Here is a 25225-nt window from a genome sequence, read left to right on the forward strand (position 1 = left end):
ACCGTGACGCGAACCGCAGCATCGGATGGCCATGACACCTAATATCTGTGCATGGCAGACGGTGATGTGATGAGACGCGTGGACACGGACGGCGGTGCTGCGGCGGGTTTCTGGGCGCCCGGGACACAGGTCCTGTGGCGCTATCGGGACAACGGCGGCGAGGGCTTCCACATCGCGCGGCCCGTCACCGTCGTCCGCGACGACGAGGAGCTGCTCGCCGCCTGGATGGCACCGGGCACCGAGTGCGTCAAGCCCGTCCTCGCCGACGGCACGCCGGTCCACCGGGAGCCGCTGGCGACCCGGTACACCAAGCCGCGCACGGTGCAGCGCGACCGGTGGTTCGGCACGGGCGTGCTGAAACTGGCCAGACCGGGCGAGCCGTGGTCGGTGTGGCTGTTCTGGGAGCCTGGCTGGCGGTTCAAGAACTTCTACGTCAACCTGGAGGACCCGCTGGCCCGTTGGGCGGGCGGGGTGGACTCCACCGACCACTTCCTGGACATCGAGGTGCGGCCGGACGGCGGTTGGCAGTGGCGTGACGAGGACGAGTTCGCGCAGGCCCAGCAGGACGGGCTGATGGGCGCCGAACTCGCCGAGCGGGTCCGGGCGGCCGGTCAGGACGCGGTCGAGGCGATCCGCGCCTGGGGGCCGCCGTTCTCGGACGGCTGGCAGCACTGGCGGCCCGATCCGTCGTGGCCGGTGCCGAAGCTGCCGGACGACTGGGATCGTACGCCCGCGCATGTGTCCTCATGAGACCCTTGATGCGCCCCCGGGCAGGAAACGTAGGATCGTCCTCCGCAAGGGCGCGCAGCAGCAACCACGGGCGCGCGTACCGAGTCTGATCCGACGTCACCGAGGGGCGGGCAGGACGTGAGCGAGGGGAACCAGGGCGCCGCCGGAATTCCGTTCCTGGGGCATGTATTGCGGGTATCGGCATGTCGGCGGGCGGAACTGCGTGCCCGGCGCGCAGCCCCGGACGGATGGATGCGACACGCGTGACGGAGCACCCCACCTACGAACGTCCCCAGCAGGGCGTCGACCCCACGGACCCCCGTGGGGCGCTTCTGCGTACCTCGACGCCGGCGCGTGCGCCCGGCGCGGGGGCCTTACCGCTGCAGGGCGCCCAGGCCCGTGCCGGGGACACCCCCGGCACGGCCAGGCCGAGCGGGCCGGAGCCGGCCGGCCCCGGCCCGGAGCACGCGCAGCCCGCGGCGGCCGCCGAGCCGGACACGCTGCGGCCGCGCCCGGTACCGGAGGCCATACCGCTGCAGCCGGGAGGTGAGCAGGGCGTGCACGGTGGGCAGGAGCGGCGTACCGGGCAGGGTCCCGCACCGGGCCGGCCCACGCCGATGCGCCGGGACGGCGACCGGCTGCGGTTCGTCGGCGCGGCGACCCGGCGCATCGCCCGGGGCCTGGACCTGGACGAGATCGTGATGGGGCTGTGCCGGGCGACCGTGCCCACGTTCAGCGACGCCATCCTGGTCTACCTGCGCGACCCGCTGCCCGTCGGTGACGAACGGCCCATGGGTCCCGTCGTGCTGCGGCTGCGCCGTACCGACCGGATCCCGGAGGACCGGGACACCGAGGGCGGTTTCGCGCCACTTCCGCAGTCCCAGCAGCCGGAGCCGTGGGAGCTGGCGGACCTGGCGTCGGTGACGGCCGAGCTGTGCGAGGTGCGCCCCGGTGGCGCGCTGGCCGAAGTCCTGCGCGGGGTGCGCCCGGTGTTCGCCGACGCGCCCGCCGCGCGCGCCGCGCTCCCCGAACTCCTCGGCGCCGGCGGCGACCTCGTCATCCCCAGCGGGCAGCGGGCGATCCTCGCGCCGCTGCGCGGGCGGCGCCGGGTGATCGGCGCGGCGGTGTTCCTGCGCCGCCCCGACCGCATCGCGTTCGAGACGGACGACCTGCTGGTGGCGGCGCAGCTCGCCACGCACAGCGCGCTCGGCATCGACAAGGCGGTGCTGTACGGCCGTGAGGCGTACATCGCCGACGAGCTGCAGCGCACGATGCTGCCGGAGACCCTGCCCCGCCCCACGGGCGTCCGGCTGGCGTCCAGGTACCTGCCGGCGGCGGAGACCGCGCGGGTGGGCGGCGACTGGTACGACGCGATCCCGCTGCCCGGCAGCCGCGTCGCCCTCGTCGTCGGCGACGTCATGGGCCACTCCATGACCAGCGCGGCGATCATGGGCCAGCTGCGCACCACCGCGCAGACCCTGGCCGGGCTCGACCTGCCGCCGCAGGAGGTGCTGCACCACCTCGACGAACAGGCGCAGCGCCTGGGCACCGACCGCATGGCGACCTGCCTGTACGCCGTCTACGACCCGGTCTCGCATCGCATCACCATCGCCAACGCCGGCCACCCGCCGCCCGTCCTGCTGCACCTGGGCGGCGAGGCGGAGGTGCTGCGGGTGCCCGCGGGCGCCCCGATCGGCGTCGGCGGCGTGGACTTCGAGGCCGTCGAGCTGGACGCGCCCGCCGGGGCGACGCTGCTGCTGTACACCGACGGGCTGGTGGAGTCGCGGCTGCGGGACGTGTGGACCGGCATCGAGCAGCTGCGCGAGAAGCTCGCCGCGACCGCGGCGCTGACGGGCCCCGACCATCCGCCGCCGCTGGAAGCGCTGTGCGACGAGGTGCTGGACATGCTCGGGCCGGGCGACCGGGACGACGACATCGCGCTGCTCGCCGCCCGCTTCGACGGGATCGCGCCGAGCGACGTGGCGTACTGGTTCCTGGAGCCGGAGGACGCGGCTCCGGGCAAGGCGCGCCGGCTGGCCCGCCGCCAGCTGGAGCGCTGGGGCCTGGAGGAGCACATCGACTCGGTGCAGCTCCTGGTCAGCGAGGTCGTCACGAACGCCGTGCGGTATGCCTCCCGCCCGGTCACCCTGCGGCTGCTGCGCACCGACGTGCTGCGCTGCGAGGTCGGCGACGACGTGCCGCAACTGCCCCGGCTGCGGCAGGCGCGCGCCACGGACGAGGGCGGGCGCGGGCTGTACCTGGTGAACCGGATGGCCCGCCGCTGGGGCGCGACCCGGCTCAGCACGGGCAAGGTGGTGTGGTTCGAGCTGAACCGCTGAGCGCGGTCGTACGACGAAGAAGGGCGCCCGGTGTCGACCGGGCGCCCTTCTCTCATGTCATGGACGTTTGGCGCCGTTGCCGCCGCCGGTCCCGCCGAAGATCGGGTTCTCCGGCTGGCCGCTCGGTGTCCCGGACGGCGTCTGCGACGGCGGCTGGGTCGTCGGCGTCTGGGACGGGGGCTGGGTCGTCGGCGTCTGCGATGGTGGCTGGGTCGTCGGCGTCTGGGACGGGGGCTGGGTCGTCGGCGTCTGCGACGGCGGCTGGGTCGTCGGCGTCGAGGACGGGGTCGGCGTGAACGACGGCTCGACCGCGGCGCCCTGGTCGGTGTCCAGGTCGAACTCGCTGACCTCCTTCTGGACGCCGAACGTGTAGTCGGCCCAGATCAGCGCCGGGAACTTACCGCCGTTGATGCGCTTCAGGCCGGCGGCGCCGTGCATCGAGACGTGCGCGAACGTCTTCGCGTCCTCACCGAACAGGCCCACCGAGGTGACCAGGTCCGGGGTGTAACCGGTGAACCAGGCCGACTTGTTGTCGTCGGAGGTACCGGTCTTGCCCGCCACCTTCTGCCCGTTGCGCAGCGGGTTGTTCCGCACCGACTCGCGGGCCGTACCGTCGCCGATCACACCGGTGAGGACCGAGGTGACCGAGTCGGCGGCGTTGCGGCTGATGACCTGGTCGCCGATCGGGTCGGGCAGCTCCACGGTGTGGGCGCTGGACTCGACCTTCTTCAGCAGCGCCGGGGTGACCTTCTTGCCGTGGTGGTCGAGGGTGGCGTAGACACCGGCCATCTGCAGCGGGCTCGCGCCCATCGAGCCGAGCGTCTGCGCGGGCACGGCCTGCAGGTCCTTGGTGTCCATGCCGAGCTTGCCGGCGACCTCCATCACCTTCGGCATGCCGACGTCGACACCCATCTGCGCGAAGACGGAGTTCACGGACTGGTTCATCGCGTTCTGCACGGTGATCGGTCCGTAGTCCTGGTCGTCCTCGTTCTCCGGGGCGAACCCGACGGGGGTGCCGTGGTCCAGGACGGGGCGCTTGCTGGTGCCGTCGTAGATCGTGTCGGCACCGATCGCCTGTCCCTTCTGGGTCGTCGCGGCCTCGTCGATCGCGGCGGCCAGGATGACCGGCTTGAAGGTGGAGGCGGGCTGGTAGTCGGTGCGGGTGGCGTTGTTCGTGTAGTGCTTGTAGTAGTCCACGCCGCCGTACATCGCGACGACCGCGCCCGTCTTGGGGTCGACCGAGACCCCGCCGGCCTGGACGTCCCCGTCGACCTTGCGGGTCTTCGGCTTCAGCTTGCTGGTCAGCTGCTCCTTGACGGAGTTCTCCAGCGCCGCCTGCTTCTTCTTGCTGATGTTGAGCGTGAGGGTCCAGCCGCCGCGGCCGACGAGGTCCTCGGCCTCCTTCATGTTCGCGGCAGTGCCCTGGACGACGAGCCGCTTCTCCAGCTCCTTGTTGGCGGCCGCCACCAGGTAGCCCTTCTGGCCGCTGAGGCCGGGCGAGGGCTTGGGGTCCTTGGGGATCGGGAACTGCATGGCCTGGCGCTGGGAGGCGTCCAGCCAGTGTTCCTCGACCATGTTGTCCAGCACGTAGTTCCAGCGCTGCTTCACCAGCTTCTTGCCGGTGTCGGTGGCGGAGGCCCAGTCGTACTGGCTCGGCGCCTGGAGCAGGGCGGCGAGGTAGGCGCCCTGTTCGACGCTGAGCTGGCCGGCGTCGACGCCGTAGTAGGCCTGCGCGGCGGCCTGGATGCCGTAGGCGTTGCGGCCGTAGTAGCTGGTGTTGATGTACCCGGCCAGGATGTAGTCCTTGGACTTCTCGCGGTCCAGCTTCAGCGAGATGACCATTTCCTTCAGCTTGCGGCTGACGGTCTGTTCCTGGGTCAGGTAGTAGTTCTTGACGTACTGCTGGGTGATCGTCGAGCCGCCCTGCGCGCCCTTGCCGGAGAGCGTGTTGAGGATGCCGCGCGCGGTGCCCCTCAGGTCGACGCCGGAGTCCTTGTAGAAGGTCTTGTTCTCGGCGGCGACGAAGGTGCGCTGCACCTTCTTCGGGACGTGCGCGAGGTCCACGACCTCACGGTTGACGTCGCCGTCGCGGGTCATGATCGAGCCGTCGCTGTACTTGTAGACGTTGCTCTGCTTCTTGGCCTCGGCGTTCCCCTCGGGGATGTCGATCACCATGTAGAGCACGACGAAGGCGCCGATGCCGAGCAGGAAGAGACCGAGGATGGTGCCGAGGATCTTCTTCCAGGTGAACAGCCGGCGTATGCCGCTCTTGCCGCCCGCCCGTGACGAACGGCGGCGCCCCGGCGCCGCGCGGCGGCCCGCGCGCTGCCGCGCTCGTCTCTCTTCCGCTCGTCCCATGGGGTGCTTCCTCGCTCCGCTCGTTCCGGGGGCTCAGGTCAGCTCAGAAAGCTAACACCGCTGGTTGTGACAAAGGGCGTCCGATCCGGTCTTTTACGGACGTGACAATGAGCACCCCTGCCCTGAGAACCGACGTTCAGGGGTGGTTGAGGGTTGCCCTGACAGAGAAAAGTGATATCACTTAGATGTACACACGAAAGCTTTGAGAACGGGGGACCTCATGTCCGCGCCTATAGATTCAGTCGATATGCCTGAAATGCCCGCACCTCGTGTACGGGAGTTCGCCGCGCACAGCATCGGGGGCGGGCTCGCGCTGCTGCTCGGGCTGGTGGGGCTGCTCGTCGCGGCCGGCGCGATCGCGGGCGGGGCGGTCGCCACGGCGGTGGCCGCGAAGGGCACGCTGATCGCCGTGGGGGTGGTGATCGGCCTGTCCTCGTTCCTGTCGCTGTGCGGCCTGAACACGGTCGCGCCGGGCGAGGCTCGGGTGGTGCAGCTCTTCGGGCGCTACCGGGGCACGATCCGCGAGGACGGGCTGCGCTGGGTGAACCCGTTCACCTCGCGCGAGAAGATCTCGACGCGGGTGCGCAACCACGAGACGGCCGTGCTGAAGGTCAACGACGCCTACGGCAACCCGATCGAGCTGGCCGCTGTCGTGGTGTGGAAGGTGAACGACACCGCGCAGGCGACGTTCGAGGTCGACAACTACCTGGAGTTCGTCGCCACGCAGACCGAGGCGGCCGTGCGGCACATCGCCATCGAGTACCCCTACGACGCCCACGACGAGGACGGGCTCTCGCTGCGCGGCAACGCCGAGGAGATCACGGAGAAGCTGGCCGCCGAGCTGCACGCGCGTGTGGAGGCGGCCGGCGTGGAGATCATCGAGTCCCGGTTCACGCACCTCGCGTACGCTCCGGAGATCGCCTCCGCGATGCTCCAGCGGCAGCAGGCCGGCGCGGTCGTCGCGGCGCGTCGGGAGATCGTCGACGGGGCGGTCGGCATGGTGGAGGCGGCGCTCGCGCGGATCGCCGAGCAGGGGATCGTGGAGCTGGACGAGGAGCGTAAGGCGGCGATGGTGTCGAACCTGATGGTGGTGCTGTGCGGGGACCGGGCGCCGCAGCCCGTGCTGAACACCGGGTCGCTCTACCAGTGACGTCTTCCGAGTCGCCTGAGCCCCCTGAGTCCTCCTCTGAGTCCTCTGACTCCTCTGACTCCTCTGAGTCCTCGGGGGTGCCGGTGGGCCGGCGGAAGCCGCAGCAGCGCAAGCAGGTGCTGTTGCGGCTGGACCCGTCTGTGTACGACGCGCTCGCCCGGTGGGCGTCGGACGAGTTGCGGTCGGCGAACGCGCAGATCGAGTTTGTGCTGCGGAAGGCGTTGCTGGAGGCGGGGCGGTTGCCGCGGGACGCGGGGCCGATGCGGCGGAGGGGGCGGCCGCGAGGGGGGTCTTGAGGGGGCTCTCCGTCTGCGGGTGGGTGGGTGGTTGCTCGCGCAGTTCCCCGCGCCCCTTATAGGCCTGCGGCGGCCCGTTGCGGTTGCGTCGTGGCTCGTGTCGCGCCTGCCGTTCACTGTGGGTCGGGGCCGGGGTGGGGGGTGTCCGTCCTCGGTCCGGCCGCCCGTACCCGACGACGGCACCCTCCGCCGGTGCCGGCCGCTGCGGGCGGGCACCCCCCACCCCGTCCCCTTCCTGCCGTCGGCGAGTGCAGCAACGCCGTGGCGCGTGCCATCGACCGGCATGGCTGGGGGCAGTCGTGCCGCGGGGGCGCATCGAAGAGCTTGGGGGGCACCTCGCCAGCGCCGGTGAGCGCACCCACCCCGGCCAGCCACAACGCCCGTCAGCTCGCCCCCTCGCAGCAGTCGCCCGACCTGTTGCTGAAGCGTGACAATCCGCTCCGACCTGGTGTGGCGCACGCAGTGCTGTGCGCTCCGCACTCCGTGTATACACGAGGGGTATACACAGTGTGTAGAGTCGGCGGCATGTCCATCGGTCACACCCTTCTGGGGCTCCTGGAGTCCGGTCCGCGTCATGGATACGACCTCAAGCGGGCCTTCGACGAGAAGTTCGGTCACGACCGGCCGCTGCACTACGGCCAGGTCTACTCGACGATGTCCCGCCTGCTGAAGAACGGTCTCGTCGAGGTCGACGGCATCGAGGCCGGCGGCGGTCCCGAGCGCAAGCGGTACGCGATCACCGAGGCCGGTATCACCGACGTCGAGCGGTGGCTCGCGACGCCGGAGAAGCCCGAGCCGTATCTGCAGTCGACGCTCTACACCAAGGTCGTCCTCGCGCTGCTCACCCACCGCGACGCCGCCGACATCCTCGACACGCAGCGCTCCGAGCACCTGCGCAGCATGCGCATCCTGACGGAGAGGAAGCGCAAGGGCGATCTGGCGGATCAGTTGATCTGCGACCACGCCCTGTTCCACCTGGAGGCCGACCTGCGCTGGCTCGAGCTGACCGCCGCCCGTCTGGACAAGCTGCGTCAGGCGGTGGTGGCCCAGTGAACGCCCCCGCCGGTTCCCTGCTCGCCGCCGATGAGCTGCGCAAGGTCTACGGGCCCACCGTCGCTCTGGACGGTGCCTCGTTCTCCATCCATCCCGGTGAGGTCGTCGCCGTCATGGGCCCCTCGGGGTCCGGCAAGTCGACGTTGCTGCACTGTCTGGCCGGGATCGTCCCGCCCGACTCCGGCACGATCACGTACGCCGGGCGCGAGCTGTCGGCGATGAGTGACGCCCAGCGCAGTGCGCTGCGCAGGAGCGAGTTCGGGTTCGTTTTCCAGTTCGGGCAGCTTGTGCCCGAGCTGACCTGTGTCGAGAACGTCGCGCTGCCCCTGCGGCTGAACGGCACCTCCCGCAAGCACGCCGAGCGGGCCGCCCTCGGGTGGATGGAGCGGCTCGAGGTCGACGACCTGAAGAAGAAACGGCCCGGTGAGGTGTCCGGTGGGCAGGGGCAGCGCGTCGCCGTCGCCCGTGCGCTGGTCACCAACCCCCGTGTCGTCTTCGCCGACGAACCCACCGGCGCCCTGGACTCCCTCAACGGCGAGCGCGTGATGGAGTTGCTGACCGAGGCGGCCCGTTCGGCCAACGCCGCCGTCGTCCTCGTCACGCACGAAGCCCGGGTGGCCGCCTACTCCGACCGCGAGGTCGTCGTACGCGACGGCAAGTCCCGGGACATGGAGCGCATCGTATGAGCATGCGGCAGTGGGCCAGGGATCTGGCCATGGGGGTGCGGTTCGCCTACGGCGGCGGGCGCGAGGGATGGATCCGGGCCGTACTGACGGCCGTCGGTGTCGGACTGGGCGTGGCGCTGCTGCTGCTCACCACCGCGATCCCGAGCGCGCTGGCCGTACGGCACGAGCGCAGCGAGGCGCGTGCCAGCCTCTACACCGGTGAAGGTGTGAAGAAGTCGGACCGCTCCCTCGTGGTCGCGGACGCCGGGACGTCGTTCCGGGACAAGGACGTCCTGGGGCGCGCGGTGCAGCCCGAGGGCCCGCACGCGCCGCTGCCGCCCGGAGTGGACGCGTTCCCGGCCAAGGGCGAGATGGTGGTCTCGCCCGCGCTGAAGAAGCTGCTCGAGTCCGACGGGGGCCGGCTGCTGCGGGAGCGGCTGCCGGAGCGGATCGTGGGGACCATCGGCGAGAGCGGGCTGCTCGGGCCTGCCGAACTCCTCTTCTACCGTGGCGCCGACGGGCTCTCGTCCCAGGTCGACGGCGGCCGGGTGACCCGCCTCGAACGCTTCGGCAACCCCGACGCCACCCCCGAGCGGATGGACCCGGTCCTGCTGCTGCTCGTCCTCGTCATCTTCCTCATCCTGCTGATGCCGGTGGCCGTGTTCATCGCGGCGGCCGTACGGTTCGGCGGTGAGCAGCGCGACCGGCGGCTGGCCGCGCTGCGGCTGGTCGGCTCCGACGGCGGCATGACCCGGCGCATCGCGGCAGGTGAGGCCCTCGGCGGCGCCCTGCTCGGACTGGTCCTCGGCAGCGGCTTCTTCGTGCTGGGCCGGCAACTGACCGGGGCCATGGACGTGCTGGACATCAGCGTCTTCCCCAGCTCCCTGAACCCCTCCCCGCTGCTCGCCCTCCTGGTCGCCGTGGCGGTGCCCGCGGCCGCCGTGCTCGTCACGCTGTTCGCGCTGCGCGGGGTCGTCATCGAGCCGCTGGGCGTGATCCGAACGGCCAAGCCCGCGCGGCGCCGGCTGTGGTGGCGGCTGCTGCTGCCGCTGGCCGGTCTCGCGATGCTCTACCCGATGGTCGGCCAGGGCCGGGACCACGGAGACTTCAACCAGTACCTGGTCTCGGGCGGTGTGCTGCTGCTCCTGGTCGGCGTGACCGCGCTGCTGCCGTGGGTGGTGGAGACGGTCGTCGCCCGGCTCGGCTCCGGCGGCATCGCCTGGCAACTGGCCGTCCGCCGCCTTCAGCTGAGCAGCGGCAGCGCGGCCCGGATGGTCAACGGGATCGCGGTGGCGGTGGCCGGTGCGATCGCCCTGCAGATGCTGTTCGCGGGCGTCGAAGGCGACTACACCCGTTCCTCCGGCAAGGATGTGACGCGGGCTCAGATGCAGGTGACGCTGCCGGCCGGCGACGCGCTCGCGGATACGGCGCAGAAGTTCCGGCGGACCGAAGGGGTGCGCCAGGTGACGGCGGTGTCCCAGGTCAGCGTCGGCGACGGCCGCAAGGATCCCGGCCAGGGCAGCGAGCTCATGGTCGGCGACTGCGCGGCCCTGCGGGAGCTGGCCGCACTGCCTTCCTGCCGCGACGGCGACGTCTTCGCCCTGCGCGGCGGCGAGTACGACGAGGGGCAGACGGCGAAGCTCGCCCGTCCGGGCAGCACGCTGTACCTCGACCCGTCCTACGCCGACACCCACGGCCGGGAGATCCCCTGGCACGTCCCGGCGGGTCTGAAGCAGGCCGACTCGATCGAGGACCCGAACGGCATCAAGCGCTCCGGTTTCCTCCTCACGCCGAGCGCCCTGCCCGAGCGGGCGGCACCGGCCATGACCGGGCAGCTCTTCCTCGGCTTCGACCCCTCGGTGCCGGACGCCGTGGAGCACGCCCGCAACACCGCGGCCCGGATCGACCCCATGGCCGACGCGATGCTGTGGTCGGCGACCCTGCAGTCCCCGAAGTTCGCCGCCATCCGCACCGGCCTCTTCGTCGGCGCGACCTGCGTGCTGGCCCTGATCGGGGCGAGCCTGCTGGTCTCCCAGCTGGAGCAGTTGCGCGAGCGCCGCAAACTGCTGTCGTCCCTGGTCGCCTTCGGCACCCGGCGCCGCACCCTCAGCCTGTCGGTGCTGTGGCAGACGGCGATCCCGATCGCCCTCGGCCTGCTGCTGGCAGCGGCGGTGGGGATGACCCTGGGCGCGGTCCTGCTCCGGATGACGGCCACCCCGATCCACCTCGACTGGCCCAGCGTCCTGTCGATGACCGGCGTGGGCGCGGCCATCGTCCTGGCGGTGACCCTGCTCAGCCTCCCACCCCTGTGGAAACTGATGCGCCCGGACGGCCTGCGCACGGAATAGCCGCCCGCGGCGGGAAGGGGACGGGGTGGGGGGTGTCCGCCCGCAGCGGCCGGCACCGGCACACGGTGAGACCGTCGGAAACGGGCGGCCGGACCGAGGACGGACACCCCCCACCCCGGCCCCGCCCCACAACGAAACCGCAGGCGCTACCGCAACCGTCCACCGGACAGCAACGGGCCGCCGCAGGCATTCAAGGGGCGCGGGAAACTGCGCGACGAGCCACAACGAACCCGCACAGACCCGACAACCCCAGCCCGGCAGACGCTGACCCCGCCAAAAGCCACCCGCAGACGCTGACCCGCGCCAAAAACCACCCGCAGACGCTAGTCCCCGTCGGAGACAACCCGCACCGGCAACGCCCCCAGAGCCCCCTGCAACGCCCCGGCCAGCTCCTCGTACTCCGCGGAGCGAGCCGCCCCGGCCCGCATCGTCAGCCCCACCCTCCGCGTAGGCGCCGGGGAGGCGAAGTACCCGGTGAGCAGCTGACTGCTGCGAGCCGTCTCCAGTTTCAGCGCCGTCCGCGGCAGCAGCGTGCAGCCCAGTCCCCCGGCGACCAGTTGCACCAGCGTGGACAGTCCGGCCGCCGTCGTCGTCACCGGCGCGTCCTCGCGCCCCGCCTCGCGGCAGATGTCGAGCGCCTGGTCCCGCAGACAGTGCCCCTCGTCCAGCAGCAGCAGGTTCAGCTCCTTCAGCGCCTCGCGGGGAATCCCCTCCCGCCCGCCGAGCCCGTGGTCCATGGGCGTGACCAGCACGAAGTCCTCGTCGAACAGTGGGAGTTCCACCACCCCGGGCACCCCGAGCGGCACCGCGAGCAGCAGCAGGTCCAGCCGCCCGGAGCCCAGGCCCTCCACGAGGTTCGCGGTCTGCTCCTCGTGGACCTGCAGGTCGAGGTCGGGGTACCGGTCGTGCACCAGCCGGAGCACCGTCGGCAGCAGATACGGCGCGACCGTCGGGATCACCCCGAGCCGCAGCACCCCGGTGAACGGCGCGCGCACCGCCTCGGCCTCCTCCAGCAGCGCCCCGACCTCGTCGAGGACGGCCTTGGCGCGCACCGCGAGCCGTTCACCGGCCGACGAGAGCAGCACCTTGCGCGTCGTACGCTCGAGGAGGGTGACACCGAGTGTCTCTTCCAGGGCCGAGACGGCGCCCGAGAGGGCGGGCTGGCTCATGCCGATCGCCGCGGCGGCGTCCCGGAAGTGCAGATGCTCCGCGACGGCGGCGAACGCCCGCAACTGCGCCAGGCTGGGCTGCTTCCGTTTGCCCCCGGCGCCGCCGGTCACGCTGGTGACGCTCACTGATAGCTCCCTCCGATCAACTCGACCGAGTGTAGCTATTTCCGTAATCAATGCACGGTGTGCCAACATCAACAGCGTCCAACCCATGGGAAACGCCCTCAAAAGGGGTGTTTCTTCGCTGCAAGGAGAGCGTGTGCTCACTGTCGGTGACAAGTTCCCCGAGTTCGAACTGACCGCCTGCGTCTCGCTGGAGAAGGGCAAGGAGTTCGACACGATCAACCACAAGACCTACGAGGGCAAGTGGAAGGTCGTCTTTGCGTGGCCCAAGGACTTCACCTTCGTGTGCCCCACCGAGATCGCCGCGTTCGGCAAGCTGAACGACGAGTTCGCCGACCGCGACGCGCAGATCCTCGGCTTCTCCGGTGACTCCGAGTTCGTCCACCACGCCTGGCGCAAGGACCACCCGGACCTGACGGACCTGCCGTTCCCGATGATGGCGGACTCCAAGCACGAGCTGATGCGCGACCTCGGCATCGAGGGCGAGGACGGCTTCGCCCAGCGCGCCGTCTTCATCGTCGACCCGAACAACGAGATCCAGTTCACCATGGTGACCGCGGGCTCCGTCGGCCGGAACCCGAAGGAGGTCCTGCGGGTCCTGGACGCCCTGCAGACCGACGAGCTGTGCCCGTGCAACTGGAGCAAGGGCGAAGAGACCCTGGACCCGGTCAAGCTGCTGGCTGGTGAGTGAGGCATGTCCCTCGACTCCCTGAAGTCCCGCGTACCGGACTACGCCAAGGACCTGAAGCTCAACCTGGGCTCGGTCATCGGCAACTCCGACCTGCCCGCGCAGCAGCTGTGGGGCACGGTGCTGGCGACCGCCATCGCCTCGCGCTCCCCGATCGTGCTGCGTGAGCTGGAGCCGGAGGCCAAGGCGAACCTGACGCCGGAGGCGTACCAGGCCGCGAAGTCGGCCGCCGCCGTCATGGCGATGAACAACGTCTTCTACCGCACCCGCCACCTGCTGTCGGACCACGAGTACGGCAACCTGCGCGCGGGCCTGCGGATGAACGTCATCGGCAACCCCGGTGTCGACAAGACCGACTTCGAGCTGTGGTCCTTCGCGGTCTCCGCGATCAACGGCTGCGGCATGTGCCTGGACTCGCACGAGCAGGTGCTGCGCAAGGCCGGTGTCGAGCGCGAGGTCGTCCAGGAGGCCTTCAAGATCGCCTCGGTCGTCCAGGCCGTCGGCGTCACGCTGGAGGCGGAGGCGGTCCTGGCCGAGTAGGGCCCGCACCGCGCCTGTTGCAAGGCCCCGTCCACCATCGGGTGGGCGGGGCCTTCGCCTTCGCCCGGCTCAGACCGACGGCGTCTCCTGCGCGGGCTCCTGCGTGGCGGCCGGCTCCGCGGCAGCCGCCTTCGCCGCCGCCACGTCCGACGCCGTCGCCCCGCGCGGCCGCGGCGTGTGCCGCAGCGCCGCCTCACGGGAGTACGCCCGCAGATACCCGGCCACCGCGTTGGTCACCGCCACCAGCGGCACCGCCACCACCGCGCCGCCGATCCCGGCGATCATGCCGCCGGCCGCCACCGACAGCACCACCGCGAGGGGATGCACCCGCACGGCCCGCCCGAGGATGAACGGCTGCAGGATGTGCCCCTCGATCTGCTGCACGGCGAGCACGACGACGAGCGTCATCACGGCCGTGAACACGCCCTGCGTGACGAGCGCCACCACGACCGCGAGGGCGCCCGAGACGACCGCGCCGACGAGCGGGATGAAGGCGAACAGGAAGATGAACACCGCGAGCGGCACGGCCATCGGCACGTTGAGGAAGTAGATGCCGAGGCCGATGAAGATCGCGTCGATGAGGGCGACGATCACCGTGCCGCGCACGTACGCGGTGAGGGTGCGCCAGGCGCGCGGGCCGGCGCCGGCGACGCCCGGGCGGGCGGCGGCCGGGACCAGCTTCAGCGTCCACTCCCAGATGCGGCGGCCGTCGTAGAGCAGGAACAGCGTGGAGAAGACGGTCAGCAGGATGCCGGTGAGGGCCTCCACCACGACCTGTACGCCCTCCAGGCCGGCCGAGGTGATCTGGTCGGTGTTGGCGCCGATCGCCTCGCGCAGGTTCTTGGCGATCTGGTTGATCTGTTTGTCGGTGACGTGGAAGGGGCTGTTGAGCAGCCACTTGCGCAGCTCGTCGATGCCGTCCTGGATCTGGTCGGAGAGGTTGTCGATGTTCTCCATGACCTGCCAGCTCACGAACCAGCCGATCAGCCCCATGATGACGAAGCCGAGGATCGCCGTCATCGACGTGGCGAGGCCGCGCGGCACGCCCATGCGGGTCAGCCGGGCCACCGTCGGCTGGAGCAGCGCGGTGATGAGCAGGGCGGCGACGAACGCGAGGACGACGAGCTGGACGGCGCTGATCACCTTCATCAGCACCCAGAGCGTGCCCGCGAGGATGAGCAGCCGCCAGCCGGCCTCGGCGGCGACGCGGACGCCCCAGGGAACGGCCTGCGCGGGGTCCGGGCGGGCCGGGACATCGGGCGCGTAGTCGGGGGGCGCCGGTACGTGCTCGGGCGGTGCGACGGGTTCGTGGTCGGCGTCTTCCCGCTCGAACTCGGCGCGGCGCTCGTCGAGCCGCTCGCTTATCCCGGTCAGTCCGGCGCCGAGCCGACCGAGCCACCCTGGCACTCGCGACATGATCCGTCCTCTTCCCCCGTCTCTCCTCACCACTCCCCCCTGGAGCCGTCGCGTACGACCGTACAGGGCGAAAGCCCCTCCCCCTAGGACGGGGAGGGGCTGCGCGAGGTTGAGCGAAGGCCGGTTGGCGGGGCGGGGGCCTAGTACCAGTGGTTGGCCTGCCAGAACGACCACGCGTCGCACGGGCTGCCGTACCGGCTGTTCATGTAGTTCAGGCCCCACTTGATCTGGGTGGCCGGGTTGGTCTGCCAGTCGGCTCCGACGGACGACATCTTGGAACCGGGCAGGGCCTGGAAGAGACCGTAGGCACCGGAGGAGGCGTTGACGGCCTGGTAGTTCCAGCTGGACTCGTGGTCCACGATGTTGCTGAAGCACTGGAACTGGCCGCCGCCGACCATCTGACGCGCCATCGCCTGGATCTGGGAGACCGTGTACGAGCTCTGCACGGCGAAGGTGGAGGCGTCCCGGATGGCGCTGCGGCTGGCGGCCTTCTTGGCCTCCTCGCGCTCCTTGGCTTCCTTCGCCGCCTTCTCGGCGGCTTCCTTCTTCGCGATCGCGGTCTCGGCGGCCGCCTTGCGGGCCGCCTCCTCGGCGGTCTTCTTGGCGCTCGCGTCGGCGGCGATGGCCTGTGCGTCGGCCTGCTGCGCGAGGGACGCGGTCTGCACCTGCGCCTGCTGACCCGCGGGTATGTCCGCGAGAAGCGTGACGTCGGATGCCACCGCCTCGGCGTCGTTGGGCTGCGCGGTGCTGCCCGAGGCAACGCCGACGACGCTTCCGACAGCGGTGACCGCGGTGGCGGAGGCCACTGCGAATCCCCGGACCGAAATCCGGCTCACACGGTTTCCTTCCAGCATCGCCCGCTTCGGTGACCCTGGCGGACGCAATCGTGCCCCTGACACTGGCCTCCCCAACTGCGGGGTCACGGGAGGCGCGGGCCCGGTGGGCAACTCCCTGTTCGGGAGCGCCGCGAGGTGCTCGGGCGGCATACGACGGCTGCTATGGAGTTGGTGTCCTGCTGTGGTGCCATACCGCTGGCGGTACAGATGTGTCGTATGCGGGGCCTGACAGGAGTGAGACTCTGCCGTAACCCGACGCCACACCGCAATTCTGCGTTGCGTGTGAAAGCTCACATCCCGTTTGGCCCCTGGGATTTCATCGAACGCCCACATACGGCGGCGCCGCCCCGCTAGGCTCTTCGCCTTTGCGGGACGGCGCCGGTTGACGGCGATAGTCTGCCGGACGGTCAGATACCGGTGTCTTCGAGCATTTCGGTCACAAGCGCCGCGATCTGGGACCTCTCGGACCGGTTCAGCGTGACGTGCGCGAAGAGCGGATGCCCCTTCAGCTTCTCCACGACGGCGACCACACCGTCGTAGCGCCCGACCCGCAGATTGTCCCGCTGTGCCACGTCATGGGTCAGTACGACCCGGGAATTCGCCCCGATCCGGGACAACACGGTCAGCAGGACGTTCCGTTCGAGCGACTGGGCCTCATCGACGATCACGAACGCGTCGTGCAGCGAGCGGCCGCGGATGTGGGTGAGCGGCAGGACCTCGAGCATCCCGCGCGCGGTGACCTCCTCGATGACCTCGCGCGAGGTGACCGCCGACAGCGTGTCGAAGACGGCCTGCGCCCACGGACTCATCTTCTCCGCCTCGGAGCCGGGCAGATAGCCCAGTTCCTGGCCGCCGACCGCGTACAGCGGGCGGAAGACCATCACCTTCTGGTGCTGGCGGCGCTCCAGGACCGCCTCCAGGCCGGCGCACAGCGCGAGCGCCGACTTGCCGGTGCCGGCCCGGCCGCCCATGGACACGATCCCGACGTCCGGGTCGAGCAGCAGGTCCAGCGCGATGCGCTGCTCGGCGCTGCGGCCCTTGATGCCGAACGCCTCCCGGTCACCGCGCACCAGACGGACGTTGCCCTCCGGCGTGACGCGACCGAGGGCCTTGCCGCGCTCGGAGTGGACGGTCAGCCCAGTGTGCACGGGCAGGTCGGCCGCCTGCGGGACGTACAGATGCCCTTCCTCGAAGAGGATGTCCACCTGCTCGGCCGGCAGGGTGAGTTCGCTCATCCCGGTCCAGCCGGAGTTCTCCGTGATGGCCAGTTCGGCCCGGTACTCCTCGGCGAGCAGGCCCACCGAGGACGCCTTGATCCTCAGCGGGAGGTCCTTCGAGACGACGGTGACGTCGAACCCCTCGGCCTGCAGGTTGCGTGCCACCGCCAGGATGCGGGAGTCGTTGTCCCCCAGGCGGTAGCCGGAGGGCAGCACGCTGGGGTCCGAGTGGTTGAGCTCGACCCGTACCGTCCCGCCGAGGTCCCCGGTGGGAATGGGGGCGTCGAGGCGGCCGTGCCGGACCCGGAAGTCGTCGAGCAGACGCAGGGCCTGCCGGGCGAAGTACCCGAGTTCGGGATGGTGCCGCTTCGCCTCCAGCTCCGTGACCACGACGATGGGGAGCACGACCTCGTGCTCGTCGAAGCGGCTCAGGGCGTTCGGGTCGGCCAGCAGGACGCTGGTGTCGAGAACATAGGTGCGCCGGTCTGGCTTGGGGCGCTTTGTGCTGGTCACCACGGAAGGACGTACCCCCTCGGATGAGGTCGGGGAGCGACGAGGTGGATGCCGGGCCGGGAGGGCGGGGCAAATACGGCCGGTGGCCGGCCTCCGCGTGCGGAGGGCCGGGAACCGGCCCGCCGCGGCTGCTTCCGTGCCGTCACCGCACGGTCGGGCTGGTGCAAAGGGCCTCCCGGGCGGACGGCCCCGAGCCGTCCGCTGAGATACGACGCCCGTGGTTCGGGTGTCGACCTGCTTGCCTTATGCCCTCGAAAATGCGCCGCCATGCCACAAGACAGGGCGGCGCAGCGGTGAACTCCGTGTTACTTCCGCGAGGAACGGGGTACACGGGGAGTTTCCCCGGGGGGGTCGGTGGCGTGTTGCCGTGTCAGCCGCCGTAACGGCGGTGGCGGGCCGCGTAATCGCGCAGGGCGCGCAGGAAGTCGACCTTGCGGAAGGCCGGCCAGAAGACCTCGCAGAAGTAGTACTCCGAGTGCGCGGTCTGCCACAGCATGAAACCGGACAGCCGCTGCTCGCCGCTGGTGCGGATGACGAGGTCGGGGTCGGGCTGGGCGCTGGTGTACAGATGACGGCCGATCATGTCGACGTCGACCTGCTCGGCGAGGTCGTCCATCGCCACGCCGCGCTCGTGGGCGTCGAAGAGCATGGAGCGGACGGCGTCGGCGATCTCCTGGCGGCCGCCGTAGCCGATGGCGACGTTGACCACTATCCCGTCGACGTGCGCGGTACCCTCCTCGGCCTCCTTCAGGGTGCGCTGCATGCCGGCCGGGAGGATGTCGGAGGTGCCGACGTGGTGCACGCGCCAGCGGCCGTCGGCGGCGAGGGTGCGCACGACGCCCTCGATGATGCCGAGCAGCGGGCCGAGCTCGTCCTCCGGACGGCTGAGGTTGTCCGTGGACAGCAGCCAGAGGGTGACCACCTCGACATCGGTCTCACTGCACCAGCCGAGGAATTCCTCGATCTTGTCCGCCCCGGCCTGGTGGCCCTGCGCGGTGGTGGAGCCCGCGGCCTTCGCCCAGCGCCGGTTGCCGTCCATGATGACGCCGATGTGCTTGGGCACCTGAGCGTGGTCCAGGTGGCCTTCCACCCGCCGCGCGTACAGCTTGACGAGCAGGCCGCGCAGCTTGTCGCGCAGGTTCACGTGATTGTCAGCCCCTCCGGTGCGGATCGGACATGCGCGCCGGGCTCGGCCGGGCGCGACACCTGTCCGTATGGCGGTCCCCGATGGCGAAGCCTACCCCCGCCGGCGTGGAGGACCGCCAACGGGTGTCACGCGTACGGCGGCTGCGGCGGCACCGCGGGGGTGCGCGGGCGCCCGAACCACTGGGTCGCGGAACGCCGGCTGAGCAGCACGATGACGGCGATGGCACCGCCGAGCGGGACGATGCCGCCGGGGGTGCCGTTCGCGGTGGCGCCGAGGGCGATAAGGATCTGCACGCCGGCCAGCACAAGGGAGGCGATTCTCACGCCGTTGCCGGCCTTGGGGTAGAGGAACGCCAGTACGAACAGCACACAGGCGGTGAGGAACGGCGCGAGGACCCGCCCTGCCGCGTAGCCGCTGACGAGGGCGCCGGCGAGGACCGTGAAGAGAATGCCGAGGCCGCCCATGACGAAGTTCAGCACCTGTGCGGCCCGGACGGCTCCGGGCATGGCGTACGGCACGGGCGGGGCGTAGGGGTAGCCGTGCGGCATCCCCGGGTGGCCGTAGGGCCCGGGCGGCGGCGGGGCGGGTCCGCCGTAGGGGCCGGACGGCGACGGGGCGGGCCCGCCGTAGGGGCCTGGCTGCGGGGCGGGGTGGCCGTAGGGCCCGGGCTGGGCGGGATGGCCCTGGGGTCCGCCGGGTGGGCCGTAGGAGCCGGGCGGTGTCGGATGATCGTTCGACATGGGCCGGACTCTAGCCAGGGCGGGCGATGGGGGAAAAGAAAACGGGCCGGTCCGTGGGGGGGATACGGACCGGCCCGAGGGGGGGTTTCCACCATAACCCTTCGTAAGGGCAGGTGTGTGCATCGGCGTGCCACAACTACTCTCCGAATCCACCCGGCAACAGGCGGCTGGCGGACGAAGGCGTGGTGGGCGGTGTTTTCGGGACGGTGGCGAACATCTCTGCGGCCGTCCCTCCGATGGGCGAACCGGCGTGTCCCCGCCCTTGACGGCGCCGGTACCGCGCAGCCCCCTCCACTGCGCGGTACCGCCCGCGCAGCTTTGCTCACGCGAATCGCCTTGGTCTGAACCTATGTGAGGCACCTGGGTGAAGGCGAGCCGATCGCGATAACGATGTGGAAACCGTGTGAGGGAAGTGACCTCAGTGACGCGGTTTGCGGGCCTCGAAGAGGTGCCGGCTGCTGTGCGCGACGAACGGCCCTTCGGCCCGGATCCGCTCGTGCAGGGCGCGCAACTGCGGCTCGTAGGCCTCGACGGTGAAGCCGGGGACCATCCAGATCACCTTGCGCAGGAAATGCACCACGGCCCCGATGTCGTGGAACTCCATCCGCAGCCGCTCGGCGCGCAGGTCCACGATCTCCAGCCCCGCTGCCTCGGCGTCGGCGCGCTCGCGCTCCGGGTCCCGGGCACCGCGCGTCTGCTGCGACTGAGGGCCGAGGAAGTACTCGACGAGCTCGAAGACGCTGCTCGGACCGACGTGCTGGGCGAAGTACGTCCCGCCGGGCTCCAGCACACGCGCGATCTCCGCCCAGTGCGGCCGCACCGGATGCCGGCTGACGACCAGGTCGAACGCCGCGTCGGCGAACGGCAGCGGCGCGTCGTCGGGCGAGGCGACGACCGCGACGCCGCGCGGGCGCAGCAACGCGGTGGCCTTGGCGACGTTCGGCGGCCAGCCCTCGGTGGCGACGACGAGGCCGGGGGCGGCGGACGTGCGGCCGAGGGCGAAGTCGAGCACTTCCCCTCCCCCGGTCTGCAGATCGAGGACGGCGGCGGCCGAGCCGAGCCGCTCGGCCATCGAGGTGGCGTACCCCCAGGACGGCCGTTCCTCGGTGGCCCGCCCCTCGAACCAGGAGAAGTCCCAGCCTTCGGTGGGCGCGGCGACCGCCTCGGCGACGAGGTCTTCGAAGGTACGGCGGTGGGGCTGAGCGTTCATGCGGGCGATGATCGCAGGGCGTTGTCAGTGCCCGCTGTTAATTTCGACGGCATGGCGGACGACCTGAGGAAGACGGCATGGGGGACGACGCGGTGAGCGACGCGAGCGCGGGACTGCCCTATGCGGGCGGCGAGAAGGAGATCCTCCGGGCGAGCCTGGACCGGCTCCGGGACGCGGTGCTGTGGAAGCTGGAAGGTCTGGACGAGGAGCGGCTGCGCCGCCCGATGACACCGTCCGGCACCAATCTGCTCGGGCTGGTCAAGCACCTGGCCTCGGTGGAGTACGGCTGGTTCGTCGAGACGTTCGGCCGTGAGCCGGAGCCGCTGTGGTTCGACCCGTACTCCGCCGAGGACATGTACGCGTCCGACGACGAGACGGCGGAGCAGATCATCGCCTTCTACGGCCGCGCCCGCACCGCCGCCGACCGCACGCTCGCCGAGCTCCCGCTGGAGGCGGTGGGCCGCCCGGCGTGGCACGAGGGCCGCGAGGTGTCCCTGCGCTGGGTGCTGGTCCACATGATCGAGGAGACGGCACGGCACGCGGGCCACATGGACATCGCGCGGGAGCTGATCGACGGGGCGACGGGTGACTGGCCGGCGGGGTGACGGGTGACCGGGCCGGCGGGGTGACGGGTGACCGGGCCTGCGGGGTGACCGGCCGGCGTCACCCCAGCAGGGGCCGCACCTCTTCGGCGGCGAACCGGACGAACCCTTCCGGGTCGGGCTCGTCCGCGGTGGGCTGCAGTACGACGGTGTCGGCGCCGGCCTCGGCGAACTCCCGGACGGCCTTGGCGACGGTCCCGGCGTCGCCGGCGACGCCGATACCGGGGACGTCGGTGAGGCCCTCGGCGGCGATTTCGGCGCGCAGCCGGGCCTGGGCGTCGGGCCCGGTGGCGGCGAGGAGATAGACGACGACCCGGTGCGGATCGCCGAGCCGCCCGGCCGCTTCGCGTCCCTCGTCGATGATCCGCCGCGCCCGCCGCACGGCGTCGGGCGAGTTGTTCATCGTCAGCAGCGTGCCGTCGGCGGTCTCACCGGACAGCCGCAGCGAACGCGGCCCGGTGACACCGGCGAGCACCGGCACCGGGGCCGGCGGCGGCCAGTCGAGCGCTACGTCGTCGAGGCGGACGTAGCGCCCCTCGGTGCCGAGCCGCTCACCGCCCAGCAGGGCACGCAGGGCGAGCAGATACTCGCGCAGCAGCGTCATGGGCGACTGGGCGCGCGCCCCGACCTGCCCCATCCACTCCTGCACACCGTGCCCGACGGTGAGGATCGAGCGGCCGGGGAACATCCGCTCCAGCGAGGCGGCCTCCATGGCCGTGACGGCGACGTTGCGCAGCGGGACGGGCAGCAGCCCGATCCCGACCCGCACCCGCTCGGTCCACGCCAGCGCGGCGGCGGCCGTGGACAACCCGCCCTCCAGGAAGCAGTCCTCCCACAACCACAACTCCTCCAGCCCGGCCGCATCGGCGACCCTGGCCACGGCACGAAGCCGCTCGGGCGGAAGCTGGGGACGGAAGACGACGCCGAGTGCAGTCATGGCAGGTTCTTATCCTGGCGCGGATGGGCACACAACTGCTTTATGTGCCAACGCCACCAGGACCGCGCAGGACCACCGGCACGCGGGCCGCTCGTGCCGTCGAAGGCTCGTGGCTCCGGTCCTCCTGGAAGTCCTCGCAGGCGGCATCCAGGTCGTCGGTGCCGAGCCCCGTGACCGTCGCACCGCCCGGCGTGGCTCGCCCGGACGGTCGTCATCGGCGTCAGCGGTTGACGGCCTGGATCTCCTGTACCCGCACGTCCTGCGTGGCACCGAAGGTGCCGTCGGGCAGGTCGTCGCCGGCGCCACCGGTTCCGGTCCAGTGGATCTTCCAGGTGACGGTGGCTTTCAGGGGATAGGAGCCGTTGCCCGACGAGCGCAGGTACTTCAGCCCGCAAGGCGGCGTCTCGTTCGCTCTGCCCTTCGCGTACGCCTCGCCGATGTGGCCTTTCACGATCGGGCAGTTGCCCGATGCGGGGTACGTCTCCGCGTCCGCGGTACCCGGCTCGATCCTGAGCGACCACGGCTCGGCCGTCGCCGTGGCCTGCAGGCCGATCACCGGGACCGACGCCGTGACGGACACCGGCCGGAACTGCGCGCCGTCCAGCCAGGCCCAGGTCGGCAGATTGACCTTCGTGGTGTTCGCCGGAGCGAGGCTCACCTTGGTGCCGGGAACCCGGAGTTCCGCGTACGCCAGTCCGGCGAGGATCTCGGGGGTCACCGCGTTCTTGTACTGGGCCGGCGGGGCCTCGCCCTTCGGTACCCAGAAGTAGTCCGCGTCGCACTCGTCCCAGCCCGGGGGGAAGCTCTTGTTGACGTACGAGCCCCACCAGTAGCCCTTGCCGGTCTGGTCCTTGTTGAAGTCCTTGGAGTGGTCCTTGTCGTTCAGGTACTTCTTACGCTGCTCGGCGTCCCACTCGGACCCCGTCGAGCCGGCCTCCCAGATCGGCTCCAGGTGCTTCTGTATCTGCTCCGGGGTGAACATCGGGGCGTACCAGCAGGCCGGCGGGGTCCAGGACGTCTGCGGCGTCAGGCCCCCGGCATCGGCTCCGCCACCGTTTCGCGAACGGTCGAAGACGACGCCACCGACGGTGACGGACACCGTCCCGTCCCCTCCGGTGTCGCCGTGCTGTTCGGTCTGGCCCGAGTTCTGCGTGTTGCCGTTGCCCAGGGTGTCGTCGGCGTACGCAGTTCCCACAGAGGCCGAGAGTGAAAGGCAGACGCCACCGACCACAAGCAGGCAGTACCGCATCTTCGCCCCTGTCATGGCTGGCACTCGGCGCTTCCGCTCTGCGAAATCATCTTCCGGATCACCCAGACACCTTCGCCGTTCTTGGTGAGTGAGGTGTGATAGATGACGTAGCTCTTGGCGCTGACCCCGGTCTTCTTCACTTTGTTGGTCTGCAGGTACTTCACGTACGCCTTGCCCTGGTCCTCGCAGTAGGTGAACGAGGCGGTTCCGTCCTTGTCGACGGCGACCTGAGGAGCGTAGAAGCGGTACGACCCCGTGATGCTCGCCTTGTGGTCCACATAGTTCTGGATGAACTTCTGCGTGCCGGCGGCCGCTTCGCCCTCGTAGTAGTAGAGGTAGGCCTTGTCCAAGGCGTTCTGGTGGACGATCGCCAGGTCCACCGCCTTGATCGACTCCTTGCTGTCCGCCAGTACGGCGTCCTTCTCCGGATCACCGGTCTTCGGCCAGTCGAAGGTGTACGACAGGTCGGGCGGCACGTCGATCGTGGGGCGGTCGGCCTTCGGGGAAGACGAGCCACTCGGCGAAGGGGATGCGGACCCTGTGTCGGCGCCGGCGATCTTGTGCTTGTCGTTCGAGCTGTCACCACTCCCGCATGCGGTCAACGACAGGGCGGCAGCGGCGGTCAGAGTGATCGCTGCGACCAGGCCGGGGCGGCGTTTCACGTTCGGCTCCTGGTGGGCGAGGCTTCTCTTTTGCGACGCAACGCTATCCGGGAGCATCGGTCGACACCAGGGCGGCGCATGTCACCTCTCGGGGCGTACGGGGCCAAACCAATCTGCCACAAGGCGCGCCGCGGGTAACGTTCACATAACGCGCCCCCGTTCGGGGCGCGAGCCAGCCCAGACAGGTAATTGTCGCCATCAACGGGCGAGTTGGGGCCCTCACGGGCTGAGCAGCGTGAGGGGTGACCGGTGCGCATGTCAGGAGGGGTGTGCGGTGAGTCTAGCGCGGCGTGATGGGCGAGGCGTCCTTGTGGTGGGCCATGGCCCTGAGGCCGTGACCGTTCCGTTGGAGATCGCCGCCTCCTATCGCGCCCGGACGCGAGGGCTGCTGGGGCGGGACTCGCTCGACGGGGCGATGCTGCTCTCCCCCGCGAACAGCGTCCACACCTTCCGGATGCGGATGCCCATCGACGTCGCCTACCTCGACCGGCGCCTGCGTGTCATCTCCGTGCGCACCATGCGGCCGGGGCGGCTGGGCCGGCCGCGGCTGCGGGCGCGGCACGTGCTGGAGGCGGAGGCTGGCGCGATGGCACGGTGGGGGGTGCGGGCAGGGGTGCGGGTCAGCCTTCCGAGCGAGGGAAACTGACTTCGACGCGGCGGTTTTTGCGGCGGCCCTCCTCCGTGGCGTTCGATGCGATGGGGTAGTCCTCGCCGTATCCGCGGACCTCGAAGGTGACGCCCGGGTCGTTCAGGTCCTCGTCCAGGGCGTCCTGTACGGCGTTGGCGCGCTGCCGGGACAGGACGTCACCGTGGGCGGCGGAGCCGAGGTTGTCGGTGAAGCCGAAGACGCGGATCCGGGTGGCGTGCTGCTTCTTGATCTCCCCGGCGAGGGCGGCGATGCGCGCCCGCGCGTCCGGGCCCAGCTTGGCGCTGTCCTTGCCGAACAGGACCTCGGCCTGCAGGGCGAACTTCACGTCCGCGTTGGTGTCCTCACGGCGTTCGTCTCCCGACTGGTCCTCCACGACGGACTTGATGTCCAGCACCTTGGCCGCGGCCAGCGTGGCCCCTTCGGGGAGCTTGAGATCGGGGTCGTCGGGGTCCACCTTCACCGGGGCGGTGGCGGTGACCTCGCTACCGGGAGGAACACTCGGACCGTCGTCGGCGTAGGCCGTGGTGGTGGTGAGGAGGAGGACTGCGGCGGTGAGGGTGAGGGTTCGGGTGAGAGTCATTCGGGGCGC

23 protein-coding genes are annotated in these 25225 nt (G+C 70.7%); 11 read left to right on the top strand and 12 right to left on the bottom strand.

The window, feature by feature from the left end; all coding sequences use genetic code 11:
• Positions 1–51: 51 nt before the first annotated feature.
• The gene (locus tag AB0J12_RS28830; protein WP_363267422.1) at positions 52–750 is read left to right on the top strand and encodes a DUF402 domain-containing protein; all 699 of its coding nucleotides are present in this window, start codon (positions 52–54) and stop codon (positions 748–750) included.
• Positions 751–977: 227 nt separating this feature from the next.
• Positions 978–3068, top strand: a complete 2091-nt coding sequence (locus tag AB0J12_RS28835) for a SpoIIE family protein phosphatase (RefSeq protein WP_363267423.1) — start codon at positions 978–980, stop codon at positions 3066–3068.
• 57 nt (positions 3069–3125) lie between these two features.
• Here the strand turns inward: AB0J12_RS28835 and AB0J12_RS28840 are convergent, their stop codons facing one another.
• Positions 3126–5426, bottom strand: coding sequence for a transglycosylase domain-containing protein (locus AB0J12_RS28840; protein ID WP_363267424.1), 2301 nt, complete (start codon positions 5424–5426; stop codon positions 3126–3128).
• 220 nt (positions 5427–5646) lie between these two features.
• Here AB0J12_RS28840 and AB0J12_RS28845 point away from each other — a divergent pair, with 220 nt between their 5' ends.
• The 5 genes from AB0J12_RS28845 to AB0J12_RS28865 all read left to right on the top strand — a co-directional run bounded on the left by AB0J12_RS28845 (position 5647) and on the right by AB0J12_RS28865 (position 10938).
• Positions 5647–6576: an SPFH domain-containing protein gene (locus AB0J12_RS28845; RefSeq protein ID WP_363267425.1), complete on the top strand. Its 930-nt coding sequence runs from the start codon at positions 5647–5649 to the stop codon at positions 6574–6576.
• A 77-nt stretch (positions 6577–6653) separates the two neighbouring features.
• Positions 6654–6872: a hypothetical protein gene (locus AB0J12_RS28850; RefSeq protein ID WP_363267426.1), complete on the top strand. Its 219-nt coding sequence runs from the start codon at positions 6654–6656 to the stop codon at positions 6870–6872.
• 525 nt (positions 6873–7397) lie between these two features.
• The gene (locus AB0J12_RS28855) at positions 7398–7925 is read left to right on the top strand and encodes a PadR family transcriptional regulator (protein WP_361634454.1); all 528 of its coding nucleotides are present in this window, start codon (positions 7398–7400) and stop codon (positions 7923–7925) included.
• Positions 7922–8611 carry an ABC transporter ATP-binding protein gene (locus tag AB0J12_RS28860; protein WP_363267427.1) on the top strand — a complete coding sequence of 230 codons (690 nt, stop codon included), beginning with the start codon at positions 7922–7924 and terminating at the stop codon, positions 8609–8611. The genes AB0J12_RS28855 and AB0J12_RS28860 overlap by 4 nt, the downstream gene beginning before the upstream one ends.
• A complete protein-coding gene (locus AB0J12_RS28865) occupies positions 8608–10938 on the top strand; it encodes an FtsX-like permease family protein (protein ID WP_363267428.1) in 2331 nt (776 codons plus the stop codon). Before AB0J12_RS28860 ends, AB0J12_RS28865 begins: the two co-directional genes overlap by 4 nt.
• A 323-nt stretch (positions 10939–11261) precedes the next feature.
• On the opposite strand, the gene AB0J12_RS28870 is transcribed toward AB0J12_RS28865, so the two are convergent.
• Positions 11262–12218, bottom strand: coding sequence for a LysR substrate-binding domain-containing protein (locus AB0J12_RS28870; protein ID WP_363267518.1), 957 nt, complete (start codon positions 12216–12218; stop codon positions 11262–11264).
• A gap of 148 nt (positions 12219–12366) precedes the next feature.
• On the opposite strand from AB0J12_RS28870, the gene AB0J12_RS28875 reads away from it, so the two are divergent.
• Positions 12367–12921, top strand: coding sequence for a peroxiredoxin (locus AB0J12_RS28875; protein ID WP_363267429.1), 555 nt, complete (start codon positions 12367–12369; stop codon positions 12919–12921).
• Between the two features lie 3 nt (positions 12922–12924).
• Entirely contained in the window at positions 12925–13458 is a 534-nt protein-coding gene (locus AB0J12_RS28880; protein WP_363267430.1) for an alkyl hydroperoxide reductase, read from the top strand.
• Between the two features lie 69 nt (positions 13459–13527).
• Here AB0J12_RS28880 and AB0J12_RS28885 read toward each other — a convergent pair whose 3' ends face one another.
• From AB0J12_RS28885 to AB0J12_RS28910, 6 genes are all read right to left on the bottom strand, one after another.
• Positions 13528–14874: an AI-2E family transporter gene (locus AB0J12_RS28885; RefSeq protein ID WP_363267431.1), complete on the bottom strand. Its 1347-nt coding sequence runs from the start codon at positions 14872–14874 to the stop codon at positions 13528–13530.
• A gap of 140 nt (positions 14875–15014) precedes the next feature.
• Positions 15015–15728 (bottom strand): transglycosylase SLT domain-containing protein, encoded by a 714-nt coding sequence (locus AB0J12_RS28890; protein ID WP_363267432.1) that lies wholly within the window; start codon positions 15726–15728, stop codon positions 15015–15017.
• A gap of 389 nt (positions 15729–16117) precedes the next feature.
• The gene (locus AB0J12_RS28895) at positions 16118–17443 is read right to left on the bottom strand and encodes a PhoH family protein (protein ID WP_363267433.1); all 1326 of its coding nucleotides are present in this window, start codon (positions 17441–17443) and stop codon (positions 16118–16120) included.
• A gap of 367 nt (positions 17444–17810) precedes the next feature.
• Positions 17811–18584: an isoprenyl transferase gene (locus AB0J12_RS28900; protein ID WP_363267434.1), complete on the bottom strand. Its 774-nt coding sequence runs from the start codon at positions 18582–18584 to the stop codon at positions 17811–17813.
• Between the two features lie 128 nt (positions 18585–18712).
• Positions 18713–19327, bottom strand: a complete 615-nt coding sequence (locus AB0J12_RS28905; RefSeq protein ID WP_363267435.1) for a hypothetical protein — start codon at positions 19325–19327, stop codon at positions 18713–18715.
• Between the two features lie 418 nt (positions 19328–19745).
• Positions 19746–20537 carry a class I SAM-dependent methyltransferase gene (locus tag AB0J12_RS28910; RefSeq protein ID WP_363267436.1) on the bottom strand — a complete coding sequence of 264 codons (792 nt, stop codon included), beginning with the start codon at positions 20535–20537 and terminating at the stop codon, positions 19746–19748.
• A gap of 77 nt (positions 20538–20614) precedes the next feature.
• Between AB0J12_RS28910 and AB0J12_RS28915 the strand changes: the two genes are divergently transcribed.
• A complete protein-coding gene (locus AB0J12_RS28915) occupies positions 20615–21142 on the top strand; it encodes a DinB family protein (RefSeq protein ID WP_363267437.1) in 528 nt (175 codons plus the stop codon).
• Positions 21143–21200: 58 nt separating this feature from the next.
• On the opposite strand, the gene AB0J12_RS28920 is transcribed toward AB0J12_RS28915, so the two are convergent.
• From AB0J12_RS28920 to AB0J12_RS28930, 3 genes are all read right to left on the bottom strand, one after another.
• Positions 21201–22076 carry an LLM class flavin-dependent oxidoreductase gene (locus AB0J12_RS28920; RefSeq protein ID WP_363267438.1) on the bottom strand — a complete coding sequence of 292 codons (876 nt, stop codon included), beginning with the start codon at positions 22074–22076 and terminating at the stop codon, positions 21201–21203.
• Positions 22077–22296: 220 nt separating this feature from the next.
• Entirely contained in the window at positions 22297–23271 is a 975-nt protein-coding gene (locus AB0J12_RS28925) for a hypothetical protein (protein WP_363267440.1), read from the bottom strand.
• A 65-nt stretch (positions 23272–23336) separates the two neighbouring features.
• Positions 23337–23987 carry a hypothetical protein gene (locus AB0J12_RS28930; RefSeq protein WP_363267441.1) on the bottom strand — a complete coding sequence of 217 codons (651 nt, stop codon included), beginning with the start codon at positions 23985–23987 and terminating at the stop codon, positions 23337–23339.
• Between the two features lie 310 nt (positions 23988–24297).
• Between AB0J12_RS28930 and AB0J12_RS28935 the strand changes: the two genes are divergently transcribed.
• Positions 24298–24633, top strand: a complete 336-nt coding sequence (locus AB0J12_RS28935) for a DUF192 domain-containing protein (protein ID WP_363267442.1) — start codon at positions 24298–24300, stop codon at positions 24631–24633.
• Here the strand turns inward: AB0J12_RS28935 and AB0J12_RS28940 are convergent.
• Entirely contained in the window at positions 24608–25216 is a 609-nt protein-coding gene (locus AB0J12_RS28940) for an OmpA family protein (protein WP_363267443.1), read from the bottom strand. The two genes, AB0J12_RS28935 and AB0J12_RS28940, sit on opposite strands and share 26 nt — an antisense overlap.
• Positions 25217–25225: the final 9 nt, after the last annotated feature.

Origin of the sequence: Streptomyces sp. NPDC049915, assembly GCF_040656475.1 — a bacterium.
GTDB lineage: Bacteria > Actinomycetota > Actinomycetes > Streptomycetales > Streptomycetaceae > Streptomyces.